The organism is Paenibacillus sp. RC73 (assembly GCF_044908085.1).
GTDB classification, from domain to species: domain Bacteria; phylum Bacillota; class Bacilli; order Paenibacillales; family Paenibacillaceae; genus Paenibacillus; species Paenibacillus terrae_A.
Window position 1 is genome coordinate 621641 of the sequence record NZ_JBIYCV010000001.1, and the last position, 26476, is coordinate 648116.

23 protein-coding genes and 1 pseudogene are annotated in these 26476 nt (G+C 44.8%); 10 read left to right on the top strand and 14 right to left on the bottom strand.

The features are described 5' to 3' along the window. Positions 1–40 precede the first annotated feature (40 nt). The 3 genes and pseudogenes from ABH897_RS02905 to ABH897_RS02915 all read right to left on the bottom strand — a co-directional run. Complete coding sequence (locus ABH897_RS02905; protein ID WP_283655408.1) at positions 41–1900, bottom strand: beta-glucoside-specific PTS transporter subunit IIABC; 1860 nt, start codon at positions 1898–1900, stop codon at positions 41–43. A 183-nt stretch (positions 1901–2083) separates the two neighbouring features. After that, on the bottom strand, positions 2084–2941 hold the full coding sequence (gene licT, locus ABH897_RS02910; protein ID WP_283655407.1) for a BglG family transcription antiterminator LicT: 858 nt from the start codon (positions 2939–2941) through the stop codon (positions 2084–2086). 224 nt (positions 2942–3165) lie between these two features. Continuing rightward, positions 3166–4217: pseudogene (locus ABH897_RS02915) on the bottom strand (GntT/GntP/DsdX family permease); the annotation flags it as partial. Positions 4218–4239: 22 nt separating this feature from the next. Here ABH897_RS02915 and ABH897_RS02920 point away from each other — a divergent pair. Beyond that, positions 4240–4860, top strand: coding sequence for a GntR family transcriptional regulator (locus tag ABH897_RS02920; RefSeq protein ID WP_283655406.1), 621 nt, complete (start codon positions 4240–4242; stop codon positions 4858–4860). Positions 4861–4966: 106 nt separating this feature from the next. Here ABH897_RS02920 and ABH897_RS02925 read toward each other — a convergent pair whose 3' ends face one another. Continuing rightward, positions 4967–5302: a carboxymuconolactone decarboxylase family protein gene (locus tag ABH897_RS02925; protein ID WP_283655405.1), complete on the bottom strand. Its 336-nt coding sequence runs from the start codon at positions 5300–5302 to the stop codon at positions 4967–4969. A 68-nt stretch (positions 5303–5370) separates the two neighbouring features. Beyond that, positions 5371–5757, bottom strand: a complete 387-nt coding sequence (locus ABH897_RS02930; protein ID WP_404580169.1) for a tautomerase family protein — start codon at positions 5755–5757, stop codon at positions 5371–5373. A gap of 111 nt (positions 5758–5868) precedes the next feature. Here ABH897_RS02930 and ABH897_RS02935 point away from each other — a divergent pair, with 111 nt between their 5' ends. Further along, entirely contained in the window at positions 5869–6759 is an 891-nt protein-coding gene (locus tag ABH897_RS02935; protein ID WP_283657786.1) for a LysR family transcriptional regulator, read from the top strand. Positions 6760–6938: 179 nt separating this feature from the next. On the opposite strand, the gene ABH897_RS02940 is transcribed toward ABH897_RS02935, so the two are convergent. The 4 genes from ABH897_RS02940 to ABH897_RS02955 all read right to left on the bottom strand — a co-directional run bounded on the left by ABH897_RS02940 (position 6939) and on the right by ABH897_RS02955 (position 11580). Beyond that, on the bottom strand, positions 6939–8867 hold the full coding sequence (locus ABH897_RS02940; protein WP_283655403.1) for a PTS fructose transporter subunit IIABC: 1929 nt from the start codon (positions 8865–8867) through the stop codon (positions 6939–6941). A gap of 67 nt (positions 8868–8934) precedes the next feature. Further along, positions 8935–9846, bottom strand: a complete 912-nt coding sequence (gene pfkB / locus ABH897_RS02945; protein ID WP_283655402.1) for a 1-phosphofructokinase — start codon at positions 9844–9846, stop codon at positions 8935–8937. A gap of 2 nt (positions 9847–9848) precedes the next feature. Further along, positions 9849–10595 carry a DeoR/GlpR family DNA-binding transcription regulator gene (locus ABH897_RS02950; RefSeq protein ID WP_283655401.1) on the bottom strand — a complete coding sequence of 249 codons (747 nt, stop codon included), beginning with the start codon at positions 10593–10595 and terminating at the stop codon, positions 9849–9851. A gap of 313 nt (positions 10596–10908) precedes the next feature. After that, positions 10909–11580 (bottom strand): O-methyltransferase, encoded by a 672-nt coding sequence (locus tag ABH897_RS02955; RefSeq protein WP_404591150.1) that lies wholly within the window; start codon positions 11578–11580, stop codon positions 10909–10911. Between the two features lie 126 nt (positions 11581–11706). Here ABH897_RS02955 and ABH897_RS02960 point away from each other — a divergent pair, with 126 nt between their 5' ends. Beyond that, a complete protein-coding gene (locus ABH897_RS02960; protein WP_404591152.1) occupies positions 11707–12600 on the top strand; it encodes a LysR family transcriptional regulator in 894 nt (297 codons plus the stop codon). Between the two features lie 100 nt (positions 12601–12700). Here ABH897_RS02960 and ABH897_RS02965 read toward each other — a convergent pair whose 3' ends face one another. After that, positions 12701–13783 carry an ankyrin repeat domain-containing protein gene (locus ABH897_RS02965; RefSeq protein ID WP_283655398.1) on the bottom strand — a complete coding sequence of 361 codons (1083 nt, stop codon included), beginning with the start codon at positions 13781–13783 and terminating at the stop codon, positions 12701–12703. Positions 13784–13981: 198 nt separating this feature from the next. Between ABH897_RS02965 and ABH897_RS02970 the strand changes: the two genes are divergently transcribed. From ABH897_RS02970 to ABH897_RS02980, 3 genes are all read left to right on the top strand, one after another. Next, positions 13982–14656 (top strand): Crp/Fnr family transcriptional regulator, encoded by a 675-nt coding sequence (locus ABH897_RS02970; RefSeq protein ID WP_283655397.1) that lies wholly within the window; start codon positions 13982–13984, stop codon positions 14654–14656. 158 nt (positions 14657–14814) lie between these two features. Next, positions 14815–15627 carry a DNA alkylation repair protein gene (locus ABH897_RS02975; RefSeq protein ID WP_404591209.1) on the top strand — a complete coding sequence of 271 codons (813 nt, stop codon included), beginning with the start codon at positions 14815–14817 and terminating at the stop codon, positions 15625–15627. Positions 15628–15714: 87 nt separating this feature from the next. Next, positions 15715–16125, top strand: coding sequence for a DUF4183 domain-containing protein (locus tag ABH897_RS02980; RefSeq protein ID WP_404591154.1), 411 nt, complete (start codon positions 15715–15717; stop codon positions 16123–16125). 113 nt (positions 16126–16238) lie between these two features. Here the strand turns inward: ABH897_RS02980 and ABH897_RS02985 are convergent, their stop codons facing one another. The 3 genes from ABH897_RS02985 to lpdA form a co-directional block, all read right to left on the bottom strand. Beyond that, positions 16239–17933: a methyl-accepting chemotaxis protein gene (locus ABH897_RS02985; RefSeq protein WP_404591156.1), complete on the bottom strand. Its 1695-nt coding sequence runs from the start codon at positions 17931–17933 to the stop codon at positions 16239–16241. A gap of 473 nt (positions 17934–18406) precedes the next feature. Beyond that, on the bottom strand, positions 18407–20437 hold the full coding sequence (locus tag ABH897_RS02990) for an AraC family transcriptional regulator (RefSeq protein WP_404591158.1): 2031 nt from the start codon (positions 20435–20437) through the stop codon (positions 18407–18409). Between the two features lie 72 nt (positions 20438–20509). After that, a complete protein-coding gene (lpdA, locus tag ABH897_RS02995; protein ID WP_404591159.1) occupies positions 20510–21895 on the bottom strand; it encodes a dihydrolipoyl dehydrogenase in 1386 nt (461 codons plus the stop codon). Positions 21896–22091: 196 nt separating this feature from the next. Between lpdA and ABH897_RS03000 the strand changes: the two genes are divergently transcribed. Beyond that, positions 22092–22658, top strand: a complete 567-nt coding sequence (locus tag ABH897_RS03000) for a TetR/AcrR family transcriptional regulator (RefSeq protein ID WP_404580163.1) — start codon at positions 22092–22094, stop codon at positions 22656–22658. A gap of 141 nt (positions 22659–22799) precedes the next feature. Here ABH897_RS03000 and ABH897_RS03005 read toward each other — a convergent pair whose 3' ends face one another. Further along, positions 22800–23678: a radical SAM/SPASM domain-containing protein gene (locus tag ABH897_RS03005; protein WP_404520677.1), complete on the bottom strand. Its 879-nt coding sequence runs from the start codon at positions 23676–23678 to the stop codon at positions 22800–22802. A gap of 201 nt (positions 23679–23879) precedes the next feature. Between ABH897_RS03005 and ABH897_RS03010 the strand changes: the two genes are divergently transcribed. The 3 genes from ABH897_RS03010 to ABH897_RS03020 are packed head-to-tail and all read left to right on the top strand — an operon-like array spanning position 23880 to position 26314. After that, a complete protein-coding gene (locus tag ABH897_RS03010; protein WP_404591161.1) occupies positions 23880–24635 on the top strand; it encodes a helix-turn-helix domain-containing protein in 756 nt (251 codons plus the stop codon). Positions 24636–24662: 27 nt separating this feature from the next. Then, positions 24663–25316 carry a GNAT family N-acetyltransferase gene (locus ABH897_RS03015; protein WP_404580162.1) on the top strand — a complete coding sequence of 218 codons (654 nt, stop codon included), beginning with the start codon at positions 24663–24665 and terminating at the stop codon, positions 25314–25316. Continuing rightward, positions 25313–26314 (top strand): alpha/beta hydrolase family protein, encoded by a 1002-nt coding sequence (locus tag ABH897_RS03020; protein ID WP_404591164.1) that lies wholly within the window; start codon positions 25313–25315, stop codon positions 26312–26314. The genes ABH897_RS03015 and ABH897_RS03020 overlap by 4 nt, the downstream gene beginning before the upstream one ends. Positions 26315–26476: the final 162 nt, after the last annotated feature.

Here is a 26476-nt window from a genome sequence, read left to right on the forward strand (position 1 = left end):
TGTTCGCAATCCATGTATGTGATGATGACGCTTTCCTGTATCACACAACCAAAGTTAACAATACTTCGTTTTTCTGAACCTGCTCCTGATTTGTCTCGAATACGTCCACTTTATTTTTAGTAAGTGTAACGATGACAGGGGTCACAATATCGTATCCTGCTTCTATAATCTGTTCCCTGTCAAATTGGATTAACAAATCGCCCTGTTTCACACTGTCCCCCTCTTTAACCACTGGATTAAAATGCTTCCCTTTCAGAGCAACTGTGTTAATTCCGATATGAATCAATATCTCTGTACCCGCATTTGAAGTCAAGCCTATCGCGTGTCCTGTGGGGAACAGCGAGGTTACAACTCCATCTATCGGCGCTACGACCTCACCGACAGACGGTTCAATGGCTAACCCTTTTCCCATGGCCTCTGTAGAAAATGCAGAATCATTCACTTGGCTCAGTGGTATAGTCTTGCCTGTGATCGGGCTGTATATCGTTTCTTTCTTGATGTCGACGGCCACGGGTTCTTCTGTTTTCACGGATTCATCCATTTCCGGGGCCTCCCCCTTAACCTTGCTTTCATACCCAAAAATAAGAACCATTAGCGTTGCAGCTATAAATGAACATGCAATGGCGATAATGTAGATTAAGGTTGGCGTATATACTGGAATAGCAAAAATATTATGAAAAACATAAGCTGTCATTTTCACCCCAAAATGTCCATTGATGGCTCCGCCTATAGCCCCAGCGATAATGACAATGGGAATGACACGTTTAAAACGAAGCACCAGACCATACACAATCGGCTCTGTCACACCAGCCAGCAATCCTGTAATACTCGTGGAACCCGCAAGAGTTCTAAGTGTTTTATCTTTTTTCGCCTTCAGGAAAATACCAAATGCGACACCAATTTGAGCAAATACTGCTGCTGCAGCCATCGCCTCAATCGGATCACCACCAACACCGATATTTTGAATCGTGATGGGTGTAAACCCCCAGTGAAGTCCGAAGACGACCATAAAGGTCATAAAACCGCCAAGAACAATCCCTGACAAAATGCCACTTACACCGATTAACCATGTCACACCTGAAGAAATCCAATCTCCTACCCCTGTACCGAAAGGTCCGAATGCGATCGCAGATAGCGGAACCATAATCATTAAAGCCAGCATCGGAACTAAAAAAAGCTGTAGATCCTTAAGAATGATCTTCTTCAAAAACTTGTCCACCAACGCATATATGCTGATGGATATGAAAACCGGGAAAACACTGGCCGAGTAGTTCATCATGACCACCGGTATTCCCAAAAACGATACATCAGAGCCTTTGTCCATCAGCCCCGTAAAGTTGGGTTCCATGAGGGCCGCACCGATGACACCTGCTACATAAGGATTCGCCTTCAGCTTTATACCAAGCGTGATCCCAAGCAAAATCGGTAAGAAGTAAAACACAGCATTCCCCGCAGCGGACAGGATCATATAGGTATCACTTGTTGCAGACATCCACCCCAGCAAGGTCAAAACCGTCAGGAGTGCTTTTATCATCCCCGAGCCCGCCATCGCCGGAATCAGCGGGGAGAAACTGCCGGAAATGACTTCAAAGATTGTAGATATGATCGATGTCTTCTTTCCGCTTGATTCACCAGCCGCAGGAGAGTCCGATCCAAAATCCCTATTTTTCATGATCTCCGTATATACATAGGCAACGTGGCTCCCGATAACCACTTGAAACTGCCCTCCGCTTTCGACAACAGTAATGATGCCCTCATGCTTCTCTAGCGATTCTCTTTCGGCTTTTCTTGAATCTTTCAGGTCAAATCTGAGACGTGTAGCACAATGGACAAGCCCGTTAATATTTTCTTCTCCTCCAACGAGGCGTACGATGTCATCGCCCATTTTCTTATGGTCCATGTTCATTCTCCTTCTGGGCAGATTGTCTGAAAACAAAAAAATACCTAAACGAAAGGCCTGTGTAATCAAAGAAAATGATCACTGCCATTCATTTAGGTATCGCCTGCTTAACCAGTAACAATCCTTATATTTAAGTTGTGAGCCTACTATAAATCACTCAGAAATCGTTTGCAAGCTTTTTTTCTAGGAACCAGCAATATCGTTTCTGGAAGTCACACGCTGTATATGAATCGTCAAGTATACCTTTTCATCAATCGACATAGCGCTTTCATGCTTGCTTTCCAGGTATTGATTAATCAAATGGGTACATTGAAAAGCCTTAGTGTATTTATCTTTGACCTGCTCATACAAGAAGTTGTCGCCTGAAGCTCGTTGCTCTTGTTCGTTACTCAGCATTCTTTGAGCAAAGTATTGTAAATGGGTAATAAACCGGGAATAGTTGAATGAAGTTTCATCCAATGCCAGCTGATAGTAATCGGTTACAATGTTGAAAATGTCATCAATGACCTCCGTAATCTCAACCGTTTGCTTCATTCCCTGACCGTCTTGCCTTGCATTGACAAAATGCATGGCAATAAAGCTTGCTTCATGCTCGTCCATGTGAATACCAAATTGAGCGTGGATCATATCCAGCGCATTCATACCAATCATAAATTCTTTTTTGTAAAATTTTTTAATTTGCCACAAAAGTGAATTTTTTAGTCCCACGGATTTCCTGTACCGAGAGATAGCAAATTGAATATGATCAATCAAAGAGATATAAATGTTATCACTAAAAATATCTCCCATTTCCTTTTTTGCGTTCCCTACAATTTCATCCGCTACCTTTAAATATTCCACAGATGTTTCTCCAATGAGATCAATTAATTTTTGCGGAATTTTATCGGACTTTAATACAAAAGTTTTTTCTATTTTTTCCTCATCGACCCTCTGACCATTTTTCTTTTTAAAGCCCAGACCATTCCCTATGACAACAAATTCATGACCAACCTGATTTTCGGCCCGAATAACATTGTTGTTAAATATTTGCCGGATGATCATATATCTACTCACCTCATTGATGTAATGACAAAGTTTGTAATAACAAAAAAAACCAAATAACGACTAAATAATTAGTCATTATTTGGGTATCGCCTGCTAACCAGTAACAATCCCGAAGGTTACTTGCCCCTTCATTCAATTACTTTTACTATAACGCTTTCAAACCAGAATAACAATACAATCATGATTAAAAGTCGTTTGGTAAATATAGATTATGATATAAGTCAGATAAAGATACTGAGCAGCATTACGATGGCAAAAGCACTAAATCCGAGAATGGTTTCCATGACCGTCCACGTTTTCAGGGTTTGCGGTACGGACAGGTTCATGTATTCTTTGACAATCCAGAAGCCGGAGTCATAGACATGGGACAAAATGATCGAGCCTGCTCCGGTAGCCAGTACCAGCAGTTCCGGGCTTACCCCCGGCATGGTGACCGCGATTGGAGCGACAATACCAGCCGCAGTCATCATGGCTACCGTAGCCGAACCGACGGCTGCACGGATCAGACCCGCAATGACAAAGGCAAGCACAAGCGGTGATAAATGTGCATGCTGGGCAAAACCTGCAATCGCATCACCCACACCACTGGCGGTCAAAATCTTGTTGAAACCGCCGCCACCACCGATCAGCAGGATGATAGAAGCGACCGGGCCGAGACAATCGTTCGTAAATTTCAATAGCTGCTTGCTGTCGAAATTGCGTGCATAACCAAAAGAGTAGAGCGAGAACAACAAGGCAAGCAGCAACGCAATGATCGGACTGCCGATAAAATCAAGACCTGTCTAAAGCCGTTGGCTTCTGGCAAAATCAGATCAACAATCGTCGCCATGAGCATCAGAATAACAGGCAGCATAATGGTGAAAAGTGTAATACCGAAGCCTGGCAGCTCTCTTTCTCTCGTTTCCGTAAATTGCTCCATCAACTCACTAGAGGTCTCCACTTTGATACGCTTGGCGATCCAGCTTCCGTAGATCGGACCCGCAATGGCTGCGGATGGCAACGCTACGATGAGCGCAAGGAAGATCGTTTTACCAATATTGGCGTTAAAAATACCTACAGCCAGCATCGCCGCCGGATGTGGTGGAATCAGACTGTGCACGACTGCCAATCCAGCTACAAGGGAAATCCCGATTTTGATCAGTGAGGTTCCCGTATGCTTGGCAATCACGAATACGAGCGGGAACAACAGCACGATACCCACCTGTATGAACACAGGGATGCCGCAGATAACAGCGACAACCATCATAGGTTTAACCTCCGTCTTTTCGCTAAAGTAGACGTAGAGGTGAATGACCATGCAGTACAGCAGCAATAACTCCCGAACGGCGCACCAGCAATCCTATGAAACGCTACGTGATATGATCCTGAACGGAACGATTCCTCAGGGAACCAAGCTGGTCGAGGAAAAGCTTGCTACGCAGCTCGGTGTGAGCCGGACACCTATCCGTGAATCCATCCGCAAACTGGAGCAGGAGGGGCTTATCGTCAATAAGCGTGTAGTCAAGCTCTCTGAAACCGACCTGCGTAATACCTTTGAGCTGCGTATGCTGCTTGAAGGACATGCTGCGCGAAGTGCAGCAGCCTATCTGTCCGAGACAGAGCTGCTGGCTTTGGAGCAATGTGTGGAAATTGGGCGCTCCGGCTCGCTGGATGAGGTGATGCAAGCGAATAAAGAGTTTCACGAAATCATTATGAGCGCCAGCAATAATTCGATGATGATTGGTTTATTTGACCGGATGCAATCCGTCATTTATTTATTCCGTCATACGGTCGTTTACTATCATCGCCCCTTTCTGATTGACGAGCATCAGCACATTTGCGAAGCGATTCGGGCGCATGATGGTGACACGGCAGAACGGCTGATGAAGAAGCATCTCCAGGCCGATCTGGATTTTTGTCTGCATCTGATCAGATAGGCTTTTCTATTCTCCATTTCAATGCCATGCCTAAAAGACCGCTAAACACTTGAGTCCTTGTGCTTAGCGGTCTTTTAGGGTATAAAATTCGTGGATGATCGAACGCCTAACCCTCTTTTCCTCCCCGAAATACGTCTTTGGCGATTTGAATCGCTGAGGCTGCTCGGGGCCATCCTACATAAAAGGCAAGCTGAGTGATGACCTCGACCAGTTCTTCTTCCGATAATCCGTTATCCTTGGCCAAATTCAGATGATAGGGAAGCTGCCCCCCATGCTCACCCGCTACCAATGCGGAAACGGTTATGAGACTCCGTTCTCTGAGAGATAGCTCACTTCTTCTCCATACATCCCCAAAAAGAACATTTTCCGTATAGTTCACAAAAGCGGGCGCAAAATCCCCAACCTTTTCCCGTACACTCGATGTGATTAATTTATGCTTCATTTATTCAACACTTCCCTTCGTTCCTGATGTGCAGTTATGCAGATCGTATGCAGATGTGCAGTTTCCAGCTATAAAATCATCTGGGCAAGTCCGTTGCCAAAGGACCAATCCTCTAATTCCGTTTCCACCAGTGTTACAAATACATCCTCCGGCCTGATCTTGCATTCGGTGGATAAGAGTTCGGCTACCCTTTGGTAGAAGCTCTTTTTTTGTTCCGTACTTCTGCCTGATCCGAGCGTAATTTGGATATAGAGCAGCTTGTCTGTTCTCGGTACCTGTAAATAATCCGGACTGTAATAAAACTCGCTCTGCTTATGAGCATGAAAAACCTGAAAATAATCCTTTGCCGGCACCTGAAAATGTTCGATCAAAGCGTTCATGATACTGCGGCTAATCCCAGGCAGCTCCTTCTCTGTGTATTGATCCTCCATGTATCCTACTCGTACAAATGGCATGTTTATCTCTCCTGTCCGTTGGGATAAATTAATTGTACTCTATCTATTTTTATCTATATAATTGAAAATAATCATAAATATATTCATTTTTACCGATGGAGATGAGTGTTCATGGATCTGAAAGAGCTAACCACGTTTCGTACCATTATCGAAGAAGGAACCTTCTCAAAGGCTGCCGCCAAATTAAACTACGCACAGTCTACAGTAACCAGCCAAGTTCAGAGACTGGAGAAGGAGCTGGGATTTCAGCTTTTTAAAAGAGGATGGGATGCGGAATTAACCGCTGCGGGCAATTATTATGCGGAAGAGGTAGATGGACTTATTCAGCATTGGAATTATGTATTGGATCAGGCCAAGTCTCTGAAAAAGGAGGAAATAGGCACCCTCCACATTGGTGTGATCGAAACCGTGGCGGCTACCGTGCTGCCTGAGGTTCTGCGTCAGTTTCGGGAGCATAAGCCGAATATGACGTGCCATTTTACAGTAGGAAACACAGATGCACTCTCGAATGCTCTGATGGAGAACACACTTGATTTTGCAATTTGCGGGGAACCATACTCGATTCCTTCCCTGCACTTTGAACCTGTGTATCACGAACAGATTGCTTTTATCGTATCCCGTGATCATCCCTTTGCAGCCAAAAGCGAGCTTCATCTAGAAGACCTGTATGAATACCCGCTGATCGTTGGAGGGAAGAACTGCCTGTACCATATCCGGCTGGAAAAAGAGCTTTCCCGCTTTCCGCCGATGCCGTTTTTTTATACCGTAAGCCAAATTTCGTCTATACCCTCATTTGTAAAAACGATCTCTTCGGTGGGGGTGGTTCTATCGTCATTACCTTTGCCAGATGAACTCATCACGATTCCTCTACAGTTGGCAGATCCGTCTATTCCCGTCGGACTATTACACAGCAGCCAGCACCAGCAATACATGCCTTCGGCGCAAAAACTGCTTATGCAACTGGTTAAGGAACAACTGTCTGCGCAAAGCCCCCTGACCTGAATACATGGAAAAGGACTAGCCCAGGTAACAGGCTAATTGCAGCTGAAGCAGCTCCTCCTGTATAGATGATCTATAAAGATATGTTCCTCATATCAAAAAAGCCGCTAAACACACTGAATCTGTGTTTAACGGCTTTGCTTTATAAAAATTGGAGCGAACTTCCACTCATTTATAATACGTTATTTCGCTTCGAGCGGTTTTTTCCACAGTCCCAGAATGAGCGCGGAAATCACGGAGCCAATCGCCACTGCAAGCAAGAACAGCAAAGCATGATTGGCAAGAGCTGCTACAAAAATTCCGCCATGAGGAGCTGGAAGATTGATTTTCCAAAACTGCGTCAGACCACCAGCAATCGCTGAACCTACAATACAAGAGGTTAAGACGCGCAGAGGGTCAGCAGCTGCGAATGGGATTGCTCCTTCCGTAATAAAGGACAAACCGAGTACATAATTTGTCAAACCAGACTTGCGCTCTTGCTCAGTAAATTTATTTTTGAAGAACGTCGAAGCCAATGCGATCGCCAGCGGAGGTACCATACCACCCGCCATAACAGCAGCCATCATAGCCCCGTTCGTGTTACCACTGGAAGTAAAGACACCGATTGAAAATGCATAAGCCGCTTTGTTGAAAGGTCCACCCATGTCAATCGACATCATACCACCCAGAATCAGTCCCAGAATCACTGCATTACCTGTACCCAAATTGTTCAGAACATTGACAAGCCACGTATTAATACCACCGAAAATCGGATCGAACAGGTAGAACATAATCGCGCCTGTAATTAGGAGTCCAAATACCGGGTATAACAGGATTGGTTTTAAACCATCCAGTGCTTTCGGCAGACCTGCAAAAGCTTTACGCAGGAAGATAACCACATAACCAGCCAGGAAACCTGCTGCCAGACCGCCAAGGAAACCGGCATTGGAGTTTACAGCCATCAGACCACCAACCATACCTGGCATCAGTGCCGGACGGTCTCCGATACTCATCGCGATGAATCCGGCAAGAACAGGAATCAGGAAGTGAAACGCACCCGTTCCACCGCCAATCGTTTGTAGCAGCTTGAAGATCGGATTATCTGCTCCCGCTACCTGCTCGAACAGGAAGGAAATCGCCAGCAAAATCCCGCCGCCTACAACGAATGGCAGCATATGAGAGATACCGTTCATTAAATCCTTGTATATTTTACTGCCGACGCTGGCTTTTTCTGCTCTCGTCTCCTCCGCGTTCCCCCTACCTTCGCTTCGGTAAATTGGAGCATCGCCGTTCAGCGCTTTGCGGATCAGTTCTTCGGATTTACGGATACCGTCACTTACCGGTCTTTGCAATACAGGCTTGCCGTCAAAGCGGGCCATTTCGACCTTCTTGTCGGCTGCGACGATTACACCTTTGGCACGACGAATTTCATCCGGGGTTAGTACGTTTTGCGCACCTTCCGAGCCGTTCGTTTCTACCCGGATATTTACACCCATCTCTTTCGCTTTCTTAATGAGAGCGTCTTCAGCCATAAACGTGTGTGCGATACCCGTAGGGCAAGCTGTAACCGCAACCACAAACTCGTCAGAATCCGGGTTGCCAACGATAACGTCTGGCGTTTGCTGTGCCTTGGCAGCTTCTTTCTTCGCCTCTTTTGCTTGCTTGGCTGTTTCTACTTCGGCCTGCTTGGTATCAAACAGCTCGGATACTTCATCTGGTGTTTGCGTATTCATAAGTTTACCGATGAAATCAGTATCAATTAATAACCGGGAAAGTGCCGCCAGTGTGCGAAGATGCGTATTCGCTGCTCCTTCTGGAGCTGCAATCATGAAAAATACGTTCGCTGGCTCCCCATCCAACGATTCGAAATCTACGCCTTTACTGCTTTTCGCGAAAACGACAGTCGCTTCATTCACAGCCTTGGTTTTGGCATGCGGCATTGCAATGCCGCCGCCGATTCCGGTGCTGGATTCTGCTTCGCGTTTGTAAATCATTTCTTTGAACAATGCCCGGTCATTAATGCGTCCGCTGGCTTCGAGACTGGCGATAAGTTCCTCAATCGCCCCGTCTTTTGTCGTTGCCTGCAAGTCCATGATCATCGTTTCTTTAATCATCAGGTCTGTTATTCTCATTTTTCACACTCTCCTAAGTTCGATCAGCGTGTCGACACACGCCTAATAAGCTCATGATGTAGCGGGACTACCAATTCGAAATCGTGACTTGCGGCCGTAATTGTTCAATTTTCTCTCTTGTAGCCAGATCATCGGAGAACGCAGTTGCGCTTCCGGATGCCACACCCGCACGGAATGCTTCGATCGGGTCGCCATGAAGGGCCAGCGTACCCACAAATCCAGCAATCATGGAATCACCTGCGCCTACAGAATTTTTGACCGTTCCTGCCGGTACATTAGCGTGGTACACTTCATTTGCCGTAATGAGCAAAGCGCCTTCTCCTGCCATGGAAATCAGTACATTCTTAGCACCTGCCTCCAGTAGCTTACGGCCGTAAGTGACAATCCCCTCCTTGGAGTTGATAGTAACGCCAAACAACTCAGCCAACTCATGGTGATTCGGCTTGACGAGCAGCGGCTTATGAACCAGTGCCTTCATCAGCGCTTCACCTGTGGTGTCGATGACGAATTCAGCCCCGGTCTGCTGGCATACGCTAATCAACCGATCATAGAAGTCTCCCCCTAGTGACGGCGGGATGCTTCCAGACAAGACGACAATGTCATTTTTCTGGAGACTCGACAGCTTTTGCACCAGCGCATCTGCCTCTTGCTCATGTATAGCAGGTCCCAAGCCGTTGATTTCCGTCTCATCGCCATGCTTGAGCTTAATGTTGATCCGTGTATCATCCTCGATGATTACAAAATTAGTTTTAATGGATTCTTCCCGCAATGTATCGTTGATAAACCTGCCTGTGAATCCTCCGAGAAAACCAATCGCCGTGCTGTCTGCTCCCAACTGATTTAACACGCGCGATACATTAATCCCCTTGCCGCCCGGTAGTTTCAAATCACGTTTCATCCGGTTCAAATCACCTAACTTCAAGTCGTCAACTTCCACGATATAATCAATGGAAGGGTTCAGCGTTACTGTATATATCATCGTTATCCCTCAATTATCTTAGTTTTCTGAGCAATGGATCGGCGTGAGCGTTCAGGCACCGATTCTGTAATAAGGATAGCTTCCTTCAGTTCGAACAGCTTGGCAAAGGTAACTTCACCAATCTTGCTGGAATCGGCCAACACATACGTTTTGCCTGATAGCTGATGGGCACGCCGTTTAATCAGCGCCTCTTCGGGATCAGGAGTTGTATACCCCATTTCCACATCTACCCCGTTCGTTCCTAAAAAGCACTTGTCGAACCGAAAATTGTCCATATTCTGCAGGGCAATACTCCCGATTACGGCCTTGGTATGAATTTTCATCATCCCTCCCAGTAGATAGCTTCTGATTCGTTTGCTTACCAGTGCTTCTACGTGGGATAGGCCATTGGTCACGACCGTCACGTCTTTAGCTTCAATGTAAGGAATCATCGCCATCGTTGTTGTTCCCGCATCCAGATAAATACATTCGCCATCCAAAATTTCTTTGGCGGCCATACGGGCGACTGCGTTTTTCTGTTGAACGTTTTTGAATGCTTTTTCTTCCATGCCAGGTTCCTGACTTTTCTGATTCAGCAAGGAAGCCCCACCATGAATCCGCTTTAGCAACTGACGGGCTTCAAGATCGATTAAATCACGCCGAATCGTTGATTCAGAAGCGCCCAACAGATCGACCAATTCCTGCAACTTTACAACACCACGCTCTTGTAAGCGCTGTATTATTAACGTGTATCTTTCTTCCGTCAGCATCTTCATTCCCCCAACTGTTCATATCGTACCATAAACCTCACAAAAAACAATCATTTTTCTTCAAAAAAATTCAAAAGGCTTCATCTTAACTTCACTTTTTTACAAAATGGTGAATTCCCAGCCCCATCTCCATGGTTGCGTTTACATTGAAAGGAAATGCCATCCATTTTTATGTAAATTCATTCTTCTTACATAGGAATTCAGCAGTAAACGTTCAAAAACGTTCTGACGTTCCAATCAGTATTATTTTACCACAGCAAAAAAAGCTAAACACTCGGTTTGGTCCCCTCTGTGCTTAGCAGATTTCGGCCATTTAACCATTTACGATTCCGATGACGAAACCATCATAACCTTTGCTCCCTACCGTCTGAATGGCTGTAGCTGTAATCCTCGATTCTTCACTCAGCAAATCATAGAATTTTCTTACCCCCTGTATACGAGGGTCTGTGCTGAAGGCTTGAATGACTTCTCCTTCACGAATGACGTTATCGCCAATAATCACCGTGCCAGGATGCGAAAAACGGAGTGCCCAAGCTAGATACAATGGATTATTCGGTTTATCTGCATCAATAAAGATTAGATCAAAGGGGGCTACGCGTTCTTTCTCCATCTGTGCTAATTGCTTCAAAGCCTCTCCCTCTCGAAGTTCAACCATCCCATCCAACTGGGCCAACGCTATATTGGACCGGGCTGTTTCAGCATGAAGCGGATTTGCTTCCAGCGTAACTATTTTTCCATCCGTCGGCAATGCCCTTCCCAGCCAGATTGTACTGTATCCCCCCAAAGTACCAATCTCCAGCACACGTCGTGCGCCTTGCATTTGAGCAAAGATATTTAACAGTTTGCCCTGATTGGGTGTTACATCATGCGGAGGTAATCCTGCTTTTTGGTTCGTTGCCAATACTTTTTCCAAGACAGCATCATGCTGAATAAGACGCTCTGAAATATACTGATCAACTTGATCCCACGTGTTCGCTTGATTCATTTGCTCCACTCTCCTTTGGATTAACTTACATTTTGATTGTAAATGAATTATTATTATAAAAATAATATATGTTTTTGCGCTATTTATAATCTAAATGTATGAATGGTCGAAAAGGAGAGTTCTGCAATGAACCTGCATGCGTTACGTTTATTCCATGTGGTCGCCTCCACCGGGAGTGTGACACGAGCCTCTGAACTGTTAAATATCAGCCAACCCGCTATTACGGCTCAAATCAAAAAATTTGAAAAAGAAATATCCCTCACACTGTTCATGCCGCTGGGAAGAGGAATTGCCTTGACCGATGCCGGTGAAAAGCTTGCTTTACTCGCCAAACGGCTCTTTGCCGTTGAACAGCAAATCGAACAATTTTCACAAGATTATCGTGATGGAACCCACGGGCATATCCGGCTGGCTGCTACATATTTACCGGCTCATTTTCTAATTCCAACCTGGATTGCGAAGTTCAAGCAACAATATGAGCAAGTCGAAATGACGATTAACACAACCAATTCTAATGATGCATTAAAGCAGCTATTAAATATAGAAGTGGATTTTGCCGTCTATGGGGGACTGCCGGAGCAACACCCGGATACGATTCAGACAGAAGAATTATTTCGTGATGAGCTATGGTTTGTCGTCGCACCGGACCACCGCTATGCTAATCAGCAGGTCACTTTATTGGAGATGATGCATGAGCCCTTTGTCATGCGTGAAAAGGGAAGCTCGACACGGGAGCGATTATTTTCCTTATGTCGAACCTACAATGCTCCAGCTCCCCGAATCACCCTGAACTTCACGGGGTTGCATGAAGCGATTACCGCAGTCATTGCCGGATACGGTGCGAACTTTGTGTCTTCATTGGTCGTGCGCGAATATGTAGAACGCGGCGAGCTATGTCGGGTATACGTAGAAGACATCCAGCTCCAAAATTCAATCGCCATCTGTATCCGCAAAAACGAACCTCTATCTGTGGCCAGCATGAATCTTATTCAGCTCATCCGCAACCATTCTTATTCATAAATCGGTTTATGCATCTGTAAAAAGCCCTTATCGTGCTGAACACAGCAAAGAGCCATAAGTACGGTGGTACCCGCAGCTATGGCTCTTTTGCTTTTTTCGCCTAATCTAAAAGCTCTCCTTCGAGAATCTTCTCCAGAAAGATTGCGGGCTGTGCCAAAAATTCGGCAAAGCTGCACACATCCGCATATTCCTGATGCTCCTCGTCGTAATAACCTAGACACTTTTGCTTCGGATTCCACACCAACAGAATATCCGAGTAGTTGTCTACTTTTAAAGAAACACGCAGCAGCTTTTGTCGCCCCACCTTCATCTCAACGGTATCTACCAATGAGAAAAATTCAACAAATCCAATAGCATAATCATTTTCAGGTATATCCACACGAAGCTGGTCACTCGTTAGGAAGGTCACAAGGTCCTTAGGGAGCTTGTAGCTTTTTAAGGCATGTCGTTTATTTTCCAGGTTATGAAACTCTGGAGGCTCCACAGACTTTAAATACTCTGCCATCTCCGTGTTTTTATTAGATATGGCAATTGTATACGCCCGTTCTCCATCTTTTTCTGCCAACGTCACATCAGCGCCTTGCTCGATCAGATACTTCACCATCGCAAAATTATTATCTCTGGTCGCTACGGTTAAAGGCGTGGCTTGATAAGGATATACCATATTAGGGGCATTGAAATTAATATCTACACCATGCTCCAAAAGGAAAGCTACCGTTTTTAAGTCATGCTTACTAACCGCGTTGCGCAGCGTTGCTCCACCATGTTGCTTTATATCCAGCCCAAGCTCATGAATAAGCGGGATATTCTTTTTATTACCGTAGTAGGCTTGTTCATAGGCCCCGGATTTTACTTGATTCTTCCCGTCCAGCTTGGCACCATGGGCAACTACATAGCGGACGATCTCATCTCTACCATAGCGAACAGCCGTCAGGAATGCAGGATTGTCTTTCACATTGAGTTGAACTCCCTGCTCCACCAGCAGCTTCAACACATCCAACTGCCCGTAAATGAGCGTAATGTCCAAGGGACTTAATGTTGTATATTTGCTGAGTACGATGCCTTGTTCAATATCCCAGTCTTCGGTTAGCGCTTGGCGTAAAGCAGGTATATTCCCTTCAACGATATGCATTGCGATCTCAGGAAGAATGTCAAAGTTACCGATATCTTTTAATTTGATCATAGTCATTCCCTTTCCTATGTATCTCGTATTTATATCTCTATTTTATACCATCCCCTCTTTAACATAAAACCGCCTGATTCCCAAGCGCTCATTACCTTCTCCTTTATAAAAAAGTGAGCAATAGGAGACCAAAGTTCCTTAGAGAAGCTATAATTGTATTATGATTCTGTACGTCACAAGCAACCATAAGGAGAACACATGAATAGTATTCAATACCTATCCCAATTTAATCTGCTTGATAGTCTCTCATTAGAAGATTTAGTTGAAATGGATCAAATGACTTCCATTACGACCCTACCGAAAAATACATTTATTCAAACCCCGGATACCTTTTCCGAGGGACTTTATTTTGTGAAAAAGGGAAAGGTCCGTCTGTACAAGCTGAATGCGGACGGTAAGCAATTTACTTTGGATATCCTCAGCGAAGGAAATGTATTTGGCGAAATGGATATGATTTCACTAGGGACACGGGATATGTACATAGAAACCATCGAAGAATGCGATATCTGCCGGATGGACAAAGACCGTTTTGAGCATTTTTTAATCCAACATCCCCGATTCATGATGAACATGATCAAAGTGTTAAGCGATCGAATCTCGGGCATGAGCCGGTTGGCCCAATATCTGGCTTTAGGGAATTTACAGGATAAAATTTTGTATGTTCTTATAAAACTGTCCGATCAGTTCGCCCTCCAAACTCAAGATGAGTATTATAAAATCAATTTCCCGCTATCCCATCAAGAAATCGCTCATTTAGTCGGAGCAACCCGAGAAGCTGTAACTGCTGCTTTACAGGAACTTGTAAAAGAAAAGGTCATTAAAACCGGCTTTAAGACGATTTATATCCATCGCGAAAAGCTGCTGGAGTTGTAAGCTACATTACATCTATAGTCCAGAGAAAAGAAGTATCGTATACCTACCAGAAAATATACGATATGGAGCGAATGAAATGGCCAATCAAAATTTAACTCTATTTGCACTGATGGGGGCAATATATGAATCCTAAAAAACAATTCCTAATTCCAGATTCGATATTACAACGAAAAGGGGCTCGCAAGGGAACAGACATTCCTGATGATGTGCTTCACCTGCTACAGCAAGGACAGCTTCAGACGGTGAATCTTACCGAATGGCTAGCTGTCGACCATGCTTTACTGCTACAAAATGCACTTGATGAGTTTGGATTGCAGCGATCATCCGATAGCTTCCTGTCCGAATTGGATCATCTGAAGGAAAATAAGATCATGAAAATAATCCCTGCGATTGCCCAAGCATGGCTGAACTTGTTCGAGCAACAAACACATCAAGAACGTACTCGATTCTTTAATGTCATGGCCTCCCATCCTTCAGACAGCATTCGCTGTTGGGCTGCCTATATCGTCGGGATTGACCCCCGTTTAAGTATTGAGCAACAATTGGCAGGCATTCGCCCCTTTGCAGCGGACCCCCATTTCGGAGTGCGTGAAATTGCCTGGATGGCTGTAAGAGGGCCCGTAGCCATGCAACTGCTGGAATCGCTCGTGCTTTTAAACGATTGGGTACGGAATCAGGATGCTAATATACGTCGTTTTGCCATCGAATTGACCCGGCCACAAGGTGTCTGGGCCAAGCACATTCCTGAACTGAAAGAACACCCAGAGCTGGCACTTCCACTTTTGGAAGCTGTTAAATCCGACTCGATCAAATATGTTCAGGACTCGGTAGGCAATTGGCTGAATGATGCCAGTAAAACCAAGCCGGAATGGGTGCTTCAAGTTTGTGATGGGTGGCTGAAGACTTCGGATACACAAGAAACGAAGCGAATAGTCACACGAGCCACAAGAAGCTTGATAAAAAAGCAGTAATTAGAGACTCTTCCCCATCCAATCCATATCCAGATGATACACATAAACTATGAGATATATCTGGAATATTAGGAATGGAGAAATTCTATGTCTATTATCCGAATCTATCTGAAAGCAGACAGCATCGTTTCTGGAAGCATAGCTGTCACAACGAATATTAATATCACTCCAATCGTCAATCGTTACACAGCTACTGTGGTGCTTGGAAACATTTTAGGAGGAGTGACCACCATACCGGCACAAAGTTTTACAAATGATAGTGGTACTTCAGTCGCGGCAAACGGACTTATCGTTCCCACCAGTAGCGGATACTATAATGTATTTATAAATGGGACGTTGCAGCGAGGCGGGTTAACAACGCTTTCCACTGCTAATCTAATCATAAATACAGGCTTGATTGTTGGCGTAACGGTAGTCATTAAGGTGATCAATTTCAACACTAGAGCCTCCTCAACCTCTGTCAACAACGTCACAGTGACGACTATCATAAGTGACTGAGCTGACTCATCATAAAAAAACCGCCAAATACAGGGTTTCCCCTCGTATTTAGCGGTTTATTTCTCTATGAACCAAATAATTTATCGGAAATGTATACACGTTCTGCACGAAACCTAAATCTTGAAGTTCTCCACCAAAACCTGCAGCTTCTCGGCCAGTGAGGAGAGGAGCGCTGCGGAGGATTCCACTTCTTGCATGGCGGCAAGCTGTTGCTCCGAAGAGGCGGACAGGGACTCCGCTCCTTCAGCTGTATGATTAGAGACCGTAACGATATTCTGAATGGCTTCAACGAGCCCTTCGCAGATCAGCACCAGCTCCCGGACTGTGGCTGATATTTGCTCGCTTTGGGCAGACATATCGGATACGGAAACTTCGATCTCAGAGAAGGAGCGTCCGGCCGATATGATCAGCTCCTTGCCCTGCAGCATTTCGTCCGTGGAACGCTTCATAGTTTCTCCCGCCTTATCGATTTGGGGGATAATCAGACTGACCAGCTCGCTGATTTGTCTGGCGGATATGGCCGAACGTTCGGCCAGCTTGCGGACGGCGCCAGCGACAACGGCAAAACCCCGACCATCTTCTCCGGCGCGCGCAGCTTCTATCGCCGCATTCAGCGACAGCAAGTTGGTCTCCTCGGCGATACTGGCGATGGTGCCGACGATGTTCTCAATCTCCTTGGAATGACTGCTAAGCGTATCAATAATGCTTGAGAGATCGCCGATGCTTTCGCTCACAACTCCCATTTGGGAGGTGGTGGAATGCATCGATTCCCGGCCAAGACGCGCTTTCTGAACATTATCGGCGGCTTTGTTCATCGCGATGACCGCATTGCCGGCAATATCGCTGATGAAGCGTGACATATCCTGAACGGCTTTATAGCTTCCTTCCAGGTTTTGCAGTTGGGTATGCGCCCCATCGGCCAGCTCAATCGTAACATTCACACCGTGCTCTCCGGCACGGTTCGTTGCCTGGGCGCTGGCAGACAGCTCCTGGGAGGAAGAAGCGACCAGCATGGAGGTGTCATTGACCTGAGTAATCAGGTTGCGCAGGTTCATTGTCATATCGTTGAAGTCGCGGGCCAGATTCCCGATTTCATCCTTGCTTTTGAAGAGAAGCGGTTCATGGGTAAGGTCGCCCTTTGTAATAGTGTTCACAGAGGTTGACAGCTTGGTAAGCGGACTTACCATACGGCGAATCAACAGGTAAGCGACAAGGATAGCCACGATGAAGATGGAGCCGCCAATAATGAAGGGCTGAACAATAATATCCAACGTCCGTTCCTGAATTAATGAGCCGTCAAAATTGATAGCCATCAGTGCAACAATGGGCTTGGTGGGATCATGGTCCTGATAAATGGGGCCATATCCGGTTTTGAGCGAGGTTCCTTCATATGTATAAACCTTGGAGTATGCGGAATGCTTCATAGTAGTTATCATTTCCTTGTCTTCGTCCGTGAAGTAGAAGGAATCGCCAGCTTGATAGCCTCTTTGCTTGAAGTTGGCATCGGCGGCGAGAATTTTTCCATCCAGAGAGAGAATGAAAGCCTCTTTAAAAATAGGCTTATGTGCCACGATCCAGCCTATCCGGTCTTCAACGGCAGCAAGTTTGCTATTATCTCCACTGACCAGAGCTGATATATCCTTAGGATCTATAAGGCCAGTCGTAATATTGGCGCAGCCCACCAGCTCGATCCCTGCAGCTTCATCCACTTGATGGTAAGCGGTACGATATCCGAAGTATCCAATGGAGGATCCTACGAGAAAAAACATGACGAGCATCATCCAAGTTAATTTTGTTGCCAGCTTCATTATTTGAACCACCGATCCTGACTCTAATAAATTTTAGTGACAATCTGTTGTCACTGCTACGATTATAGCCTATCAACACTTGCTAGAATATGGCATTCCGGTGTCGGAATATGTCGTTTTATGTGAGGAAACTCACTATTTTTTATTGCTTCATCCATACAACAATCCCAAAAGCATTGAATTGTGGTGAATCATAAATACTAGCTTGATTGTCGGCACAACGGTAGTCATTGAGGTGATCAAATTCAACTCTAGCGCCTCCTCAACCGCTGTCAACAACGTTATAGTGACAACTACTATATGCGACTGAGCTGACTTATCATAAAATAACCATAAAAAAACCGCCAAGCACAGGGTTTCCCCTCATATTTAGCGGTTTATTTCTCTATGAACCAAATGATTTATCGGAAATGTATGTTACACGTTCTGCACGAATCAGGCCAAGGGACGATTTTTTAAAGTTATATAAAACTTTATTTTTTGTGGGCTAATAGGATATTCACGATAGTGTCGAGTTGAAGCTCCAGCGAATAAGGATCTTCCATGACAAACTCATCGCCCTTTTCGCTGAATGAGCCATACATATAAACCTGTCCTTTTTTTACAGCCGGAAGGCCTTTCCACAGCTCACTATTTAGAACTTGACTGGCCCCTTCATCTTCAGAACCATATACAAAGATATGATCCCCTGTATACTCAGGCAAAACCTCAAGCGAAATACTTTCGAATCCTTCTTTCATGTTTAAAGCTTTCTTCGTAGGTGGCAGCTTTAGCATCTGATAAATGGTTGGACTTCCGTAGTTGCCGCCTTTCGCCGCTAAAACATATACTGATTTATTCGCGACTTGCACGATGGAAACCGTCTCACCATCTTTAACGATACCGTCAATTTTCTTTCTGGCCTCTGCGACTTTCTTCTCATATTCAGTGATCCACTGCTCCGCTTCTTTCTGCTTGCCAAAGATTTCACTGATTCTGCGGAATTTATCCAGCGGCCCCGCTGTAGATTCGCCCTCCCAATATGGCAGGAACACGGTTGTTCCAACCTTTTGGTAGCTGTCGATATTTTTTTCTATCGAACCTATAATTAAATCCGGTTGCAGAACCGTCAGCTTCTCCAAATTCATAGGGAATTCGCCAAGATCCTTAATTCCGGCCAACTTCTCTTTTGGATATCCCGATTTATCAATCCAAGCCTCATTCAGCATAAAGCTTCTGACTCCTATCGGAATAATCCCCAGTTTCAAAAGATGACCCATATACTGATCAGATGCAACTCGTTTCGGGTTTGCAGGTACTTCTACATCCCCTTTTAGTGTCGATACTATTCTTGTTTTTGCTTGTACCGTTGCTTGTCCATCCTCATTGGATGATGTCGTTGTAGGATTAGCCTCTATTTGCGAGCTTCCATTTGTATTTGTAGGAGCGGAACAAGCTCCCAGCATCAATGATAAACACAGCATAATCATCATAGCCGTTATTTTGACTCTTCCGTGCATAAATAAATCTCCCTCCGCGTTATACCGATATTGATAATCAATATCAGTATAACGTGTGAAAGGTGTCTGCTGAAGGGCATATTTTAGCATCGTTTGGTGCATATCCTGATCTTGCTTCCCGAAATGATGCTGCCGCTCTTTTTTGAATCGTACGGGAGATAATCCCTTATATTTCTTGAAGCTGCGGCTTAATGAATGAGCATCCGAATACCCCACACTCTCCGCAATTTCCTGTAAAGTGGCATCCGTCTGCATTAAAAGCTGAACTGCTCGATCTGTCCGTACCTGACCCAAGTAATGAATCGGACTGGTGTGCATTTTATTCTTGAACAGCCTCGATAGATGCCCAGCGCTGCACTCCAGTTCCTCTGCAATGGACTCAAGTGTCAAAGATCGGCTAGAATGCTCACGAATATAAGCTACAGCCTGCGCTACCAGGTCGGGCTTAAGGGGTTCAATGCCTTGTCGATACAACTGCTGCAACAGCTCATATACAAATTGATGAAATAAAGCTTTGACATGCAGTTTACCAAGTTCGGAAGCCTCGCGCCATTCTTGCTCCAACAGCTTCACTTTATCATACAAAGGCAGCGGATAATGAGGTGCGAAAGCATACTGATTCTGAAAAGGATTCTCCTTTTCCAACAATTGTGCAATCTCCTTGCGACCGGGCAGGGCCAACGTTGCCTTGTACAGAATGATGTAATATTCAAGCACATCTTCCGTAATGATACTTAGGCACATCCCTTTTCCCCCATGCAGCACATGGAAACGCCCCACCCTATGAATGCTGTCGTCCAGCCGCACTCGCGCACTTCCGCGCAGAGTATACAAGAACGCACTGGCCGGAAGTCTATAGGTTCGCAACTCCTCCCCTTTACCCATTTTCTTATGACGAACATCCATCACTTGTATAAAAACATGATTCCAGAGCAAGATGTGATCATTTAATTGCATTGCTTTTGTCCAGCCCCCGATCCAAACCATCCACGTACCTGATCGCATTCAGATTCAAACTATAACCCATTATAGTTGATAATCATTCTCACAGGCAATGAAGTGATTCTTACGGAGCCTTTACTTTGTACTATCCATTTTTCTGACCGCGTTCTCCGCAGCCTCCATAATTACTTCTCCCAGTGTGGGATGGGGATGAATGGTTAGAGCCAAGTCTTCTACGGTTGCGCCCATTTCGATGGCTAGAGCAAGCTCCGAAATGAGTGTTGACGCTTCGACACCCACAATTTGCGCCCCCAGTAGGATTCCCGAGTCCTGCTTTGCTACGATTTTGATATACCCCTCTGCTGCCCTTAGTGCCAATGCTCTGCCGTTAATCGAAAAAGAAGCTCTGCCAATGATAATCGGTAAGGCTTTTTCCTTGGCTTCTGTTTCACTTAGGCCAACACTAGCCAACTCCGGTTCAGAAAAGACAACCAGCGGTATGGCTTTATAATCCACTTTGGCAGCTTGACCTGCTATCGCTTCTGCCGCAATCTTCGCTTCATAGGAAGCTTTATGGGCAAGCGCTGGACCCTCCGTAATATCTCCAATGGCAAAAATATGCGGAATAGCTGTTCTACACTGCTCGTCTGTCTCGATCAGCCCCCTGCTCGTCACTGGCAAGCCAATGTGCTCCAGTCCTAACCTGCCATCTGTATTGGGTTTTCTGCCTACAGTAACTAATACAAACTCTGCGGTAACATGATGCTGCTCCTGATCTTTTGAATAATGCAGCGTAATGGTATTCGCATTCTGCACGACGTTTTCGGCTGTCGCCCTAGTTACGATGTTTACACCATCTGTTTTCAACTGCTTGACAACAGGGGCCACAAGATCCGCCTCAAACCCCGGCAATATCCGTTCTCCTCCCTCCAGAATCGTTACCTTTGTTCCAAATTTGGCATACATCTGTCCAAGCTCGACGCCAATATATCCACCGCCTATCACGACCAGACTGGTCGGAGCCTCTGGAAGCGAAAGCGCCTCTGTAGAGGACAAAATACGTCCGCCGAACGGAAATGCTTTCAGCTCGATTGGGCGGGAACCGGTTGCCAATATGGCATGCTTAAAGGATATCGTTTGTTCCGCTCCATTTTGCTTGATGATGGCTGTATGCTCGTCAACCAAGCTTGCCTCCCCTTCCAGAATACTCACACCTGCCGTTTTCATTAAATAGCCGACTCCGCCTGCCTGCTTATTTACAACCGCCTGCTTTAAGGCCTGAGCATTCACGAATGACGCTGCTGTATCGGCCTGATTTAACTGCCTGAGTACCTCATAGCGATGTGCTTCGGCAATCAAAGCTTTGGATGGAATGCAGCCTACATGCGTGCAGACTCCACCTAGCTGACTGCGTTCGACAATCGCTGTCTTCATTCCAAGCTGAGAAGAACGCTCTGCCGCCACATAGCCTCCCGGACCTGATCCAATGACCAGGGTATCTACAGATTCAAGCTTGCTCATAACCTGATGCCTCCCTTTAAAATTGCCTGATTTAAATATGATGATTATAATATATTATAGTCATCATATTTTGTATACGTCAATAGTCGTGATCAGCCATGCTGAGGTAGTCGTTGCAAGAAGAACAATTGACACGTTTAATTATGATGATTATAATATTTTGAAGTTAGCATTATGAAGCCTTGGAGTGATTACAATGCCTTATCCAAAAGGCCATAAGATGAAAGTGCGGAGTAAGATCGTTGAAAGTGCTGCCCAGGCTTTTCGCGCCAACGGTATCCACGATGTAAGTGTGCCCTTTATTATGAAAGGGGCCGGATTAACTCACGGCGGGTTCTATTCACACTTTGACAACAAAGAAGAGCTAGTCGCCGAAGCCTGTCGCTATGCTGTCAGTGATACCCTCGCACTTCTTCAGAAGGCTGTTGACCAAGAAGAGCAAGATCCCAAAATTAATGTTATCATCGACTACTATTTAAGCATCCATCACCGTGATCAAACAGAAATGGGCTGTATTATTCCTGCTCTTTCCGTAGACATAGCCCGTTCTTCCGAAGAAATCCGGCAGATATTCACGCAGGAGCTGACACGAATGATTACGTTTATCTCCCGTTTGGCAGGAATGGATCTGTCCAAAGGTAGCGCGTTGTTCAGCAGCATGGTCGGTTCTCTTGTGCTTGCACGTTCAGTTAATGATCCTGAACTGAGCGACAGCCTTCTCTCGGCAGGCAAACAGCACGCCAAAGCACTGGTTAACAGTTGAATGTAAACATGTTTTACGTACGTAAAAAAGCCGCTAAACACCAATCAATCCTTGGTATTTAGAGGCTTTTCCTATGGGCCAAGCTCAAAACGGGGATAGCGATTTGTCAGAGATTCGAAATCTGCACTCGCCAAATGTCTATTATGTTCCAAATCGTTTACGGTACCCGCATTTGCGGCACAGCTCTTCCACCGCTTCTCTCTTGGAGAACCCGAAGTACAAGCGATTTGCACGCTCCCCTTCAACAATGTCGGAAAAAGATTGCTCATGCACGTTACCTAAATTAATAACGCCTTCCCCATCCAGACAGCAAGGGACAACTGTTCCGTCCACCAATACCGCCGCCTGGCTGCGAAGCGCATGGCAAAAGCCTTTGCCATCATCCTCCGGGGCACTCAGGCTAGGCCATTCAAATTCGTGATCCTGATTCAAATAAACGTTGGGGGCAATTTTAATCCCACTCCCAGGTATAACCTTTTCCTCAATCCGGTAGTCCAGCCCAAACTCCTGCTCCAGTCGCTCAAGTGTCTCACGGTTGCGCTGACGCTGCACATTAGTCAAATTATCTTGAGTCAGGTTCCAGAGACGGAACGAGATAATGACATTATGCTTCACAGCTTCCCTTACAAACGTAAAAATATTGCCCAAATACCCTTCCCGATCTACCGAGCCTTCATGCCCGTCAAAGCTGTGAAGCGAAAAATTCATCTGCCGTAGCGCAGATTGACCCAACAGCTTATGTCCGGTTTTGGGCAGCAAAGTGCCGTTGGTGGTAATATTCACTTTCAATCCTTTTTCATGAGCGCTCTCCAGCAAAAGATCAATCTTCGGATGGAGCAACGGCTCTCCTTTTACATGCAAATAAATGAAATCCGTATGCGGCTTGACCTGGTCAAGAACGTCGCGAAAAATTTCCGGATCAATAAATTTTTTAACACGCTGCGTCTGAGGGCAAAAGCTGCAAGCGAGATTACAGATACTTGTAATTTCAATATATACCTTTTTGAAAGTCTTCAACATGATTTCCCCATTCTAACCTTCATCCTAAGCATCTTGTTTATGCTCACTAATCTTATGATTATAACGGGTTATCACTGACAGGTAAATCATTTATGTTCGTTCATTTGCTCTTCCTTTGCTGTCCTCAATTTGCTATTGACCTTAGGTCTGACCTAAGGTTTATAGTGAAGTTATTCAACTACACCATAAGGAGTCTTGTCATTGAAAGAACACATTACGATCAGCCAGCTTTCACAGCTTATGAATGTATCTGTACATCAACTGCGATATTTTGAAGAAAAGGGGATCCTGTATCCGTCATACACAGAAAAAAATCAATATCGAATGTACGGGCTTCATGAAATTTATCAGCTTTCCCATATTTTATTGCTACGTAAATTAAATGTCTCTGTGGGTCAGATTGAAAAATGCATGACTTCCTACGCTGCCGATGATTACAACCAGCTTTTAGAGGATTCGCTGCAGAGGGTACAGGATGAAATAGCTAATTTGAAGTTGCTCGAACAGTTTATCCACAAAGTGCTAAAAGAACATCATAGCCTCACTCATCAGGACAATGAGTATCAGATTAGGCTAATAGGTCCCCGACATTTAAAGCTGTGGTTTGCATTTGAGAGAGATCAAGAGCTCACTGCCAGGGATTTATTCGAACAACGACCCGTTCCACCTCAGTTATTTGAAAATGATCTGCATTATCTATCTGGCTCTGGACAAGTGAAGCTATGCTATGAAACGACAGATACAGCTGACTATATTCTGGAAGAAGGCAGCTATCTTTATAAGAATTTTTCCGTCACTGAAGACGACGAGATTGAGTATGAAATCCAACAATTGGAGCGCTATGTCACTCAGCACCAATATAAGTGCCAAAGCAAGATTATTCTAGTAGAAAAATCCTACCTATCCATGTTCGACAACAACAAGCTGCAATATGAGATTCAAGTAAAAGTAAAATAAACTTCTTAGAGTGCGGGAGGCAGTTACATGAGTCCAGAATCAATTGACATTGTTGCTTATCAAAAGCAAGATTATGAAGCTGTATGTAAGCTCTTAGTGGAATCATTTAAAACTAAATTTCAAGCTCTTGTTACACTGGAAGATCAGGATATACAGCAGCTACTCATGAAGGTCTGGGTTCAAGACCCTAATCCTTCAACTATGAAGCAATTTGTAGTTAAAGAGAACCAAGAAGTTGTCGGTGTTCTCTCCCTCAAATGGAAAGCACCTTCCTCTTCGCTCCCTAAAACAAAACCCATTTCTTGGGCTCCGCTCATAAAACAGTTTGGCTGCTTCAATGTATTTAAATTTTTGACAGGTATGCATGCGCTGGAATATAAGCCTGCCTCAGATGAGTGCTATATTGATCATTTGGCGATTCGCTCAAGTCATCGTAATCAGGGAATAGGACGACGTTTTCTAGCTTTCGCACAGCAATTTACGGTTGAATCCGGTTTTCATGTGTTGACGCTTCATGTAGAGCATAAGAACCAGGGGGCCATCCGTTTGTATCAGAAACTAGCGTTTGAAGTAGAACAATCCAAATGCAATGGATTGCGACATTTTTGGTTCAAGGAGCCTGTATGGCATCTGATGACTTGGAAAGAAACTAAACTGCATTCGAGGAGAGAACACCTTTGAAAAGAACATCCAAGCTTATCCTTGGTATTGCGTCAGGTCTAGCTGTTGCCTTAATATTGATTATTCTATATCAAGATTCCTACAAGATGACGGAAGAAAAAATACAAATTACGACTCCTAAAGGGGTATTAACGGGTACATTAGCTTTGCCTAAGGACTACTCGGGAAAGGTTGGACTGGTTGTTTTTGTCCATGGGGATGGTCCTATCAATGACACATATGATGATGGATACAAACCACTGTGGGAAAGGTTCGCTTCCAAGGGTTACGCCTCCTTATCCTTAAATAAGCCCGGTATTAATGGCGCTCCTGGAAATTGGCTGGATCAAAGCATGGAGGACCGGGCACAGGAGATCCGATATGCAATAGACTGGGCGAGTACCTTACCGATGATCGATAAGCAGAAAATCGGCCTATGGGGAGCCAGTCAAGCAGGATGGGTCATTCCTAAGATCGTTAAAAAGGAGCACAATATTGCTTTCAGCATCCTTGTATCGCCGGCCGTGAACTGGATTACACAAGGGCAATTTAACACCAGAAAAGAGATGGAACAGGAAGGGGCTACTCCGCAAAAAATTACAAAGAGATTGGACTACAATCAACAGATTTTGCAATTACTAAAAAAACAAGCTTCTTATGAAGAATACCTGAAAATAGCCAACCCAGACAATTTGATTTCCAAAGAAAGATGGAGCTTTATAGGCAAAAATTTCCGGTCTGATTCCACCGAAGAATTAGGCTACTTTAATTCTCCTGTACTCTTGGTTCTGGCTGGAAAAGATATTAACGTTGATGTAAAAGATACTGAACGAGTATATCGACAGAAGGTGCCTTCAGAGCTGCTGTCCGTCATCCATCTACCTGAAGCCGACCATTCCATGATGAATGAAAAAGTCGCACATTCAAAATCTCTAACTTTTTTAACAGCCGTATTTGCCCCCAGAAAATTGGTGAATGATGAGTACTTGAAAATCCTCGCCGATTATTTAATTTACTGAATACAAGATACTGCAATCTCCTCATAGATACAACGTATCCTATCTTGGAAATCGCAGTCATGGTAGTACTTCGAAATCAGAACTTATAAACTAATAAAAAACGACATCTCTGCCGTTTTTTAAGGATTGATAATGCGGGACTCTAGCTCTCTAACTCTGGAC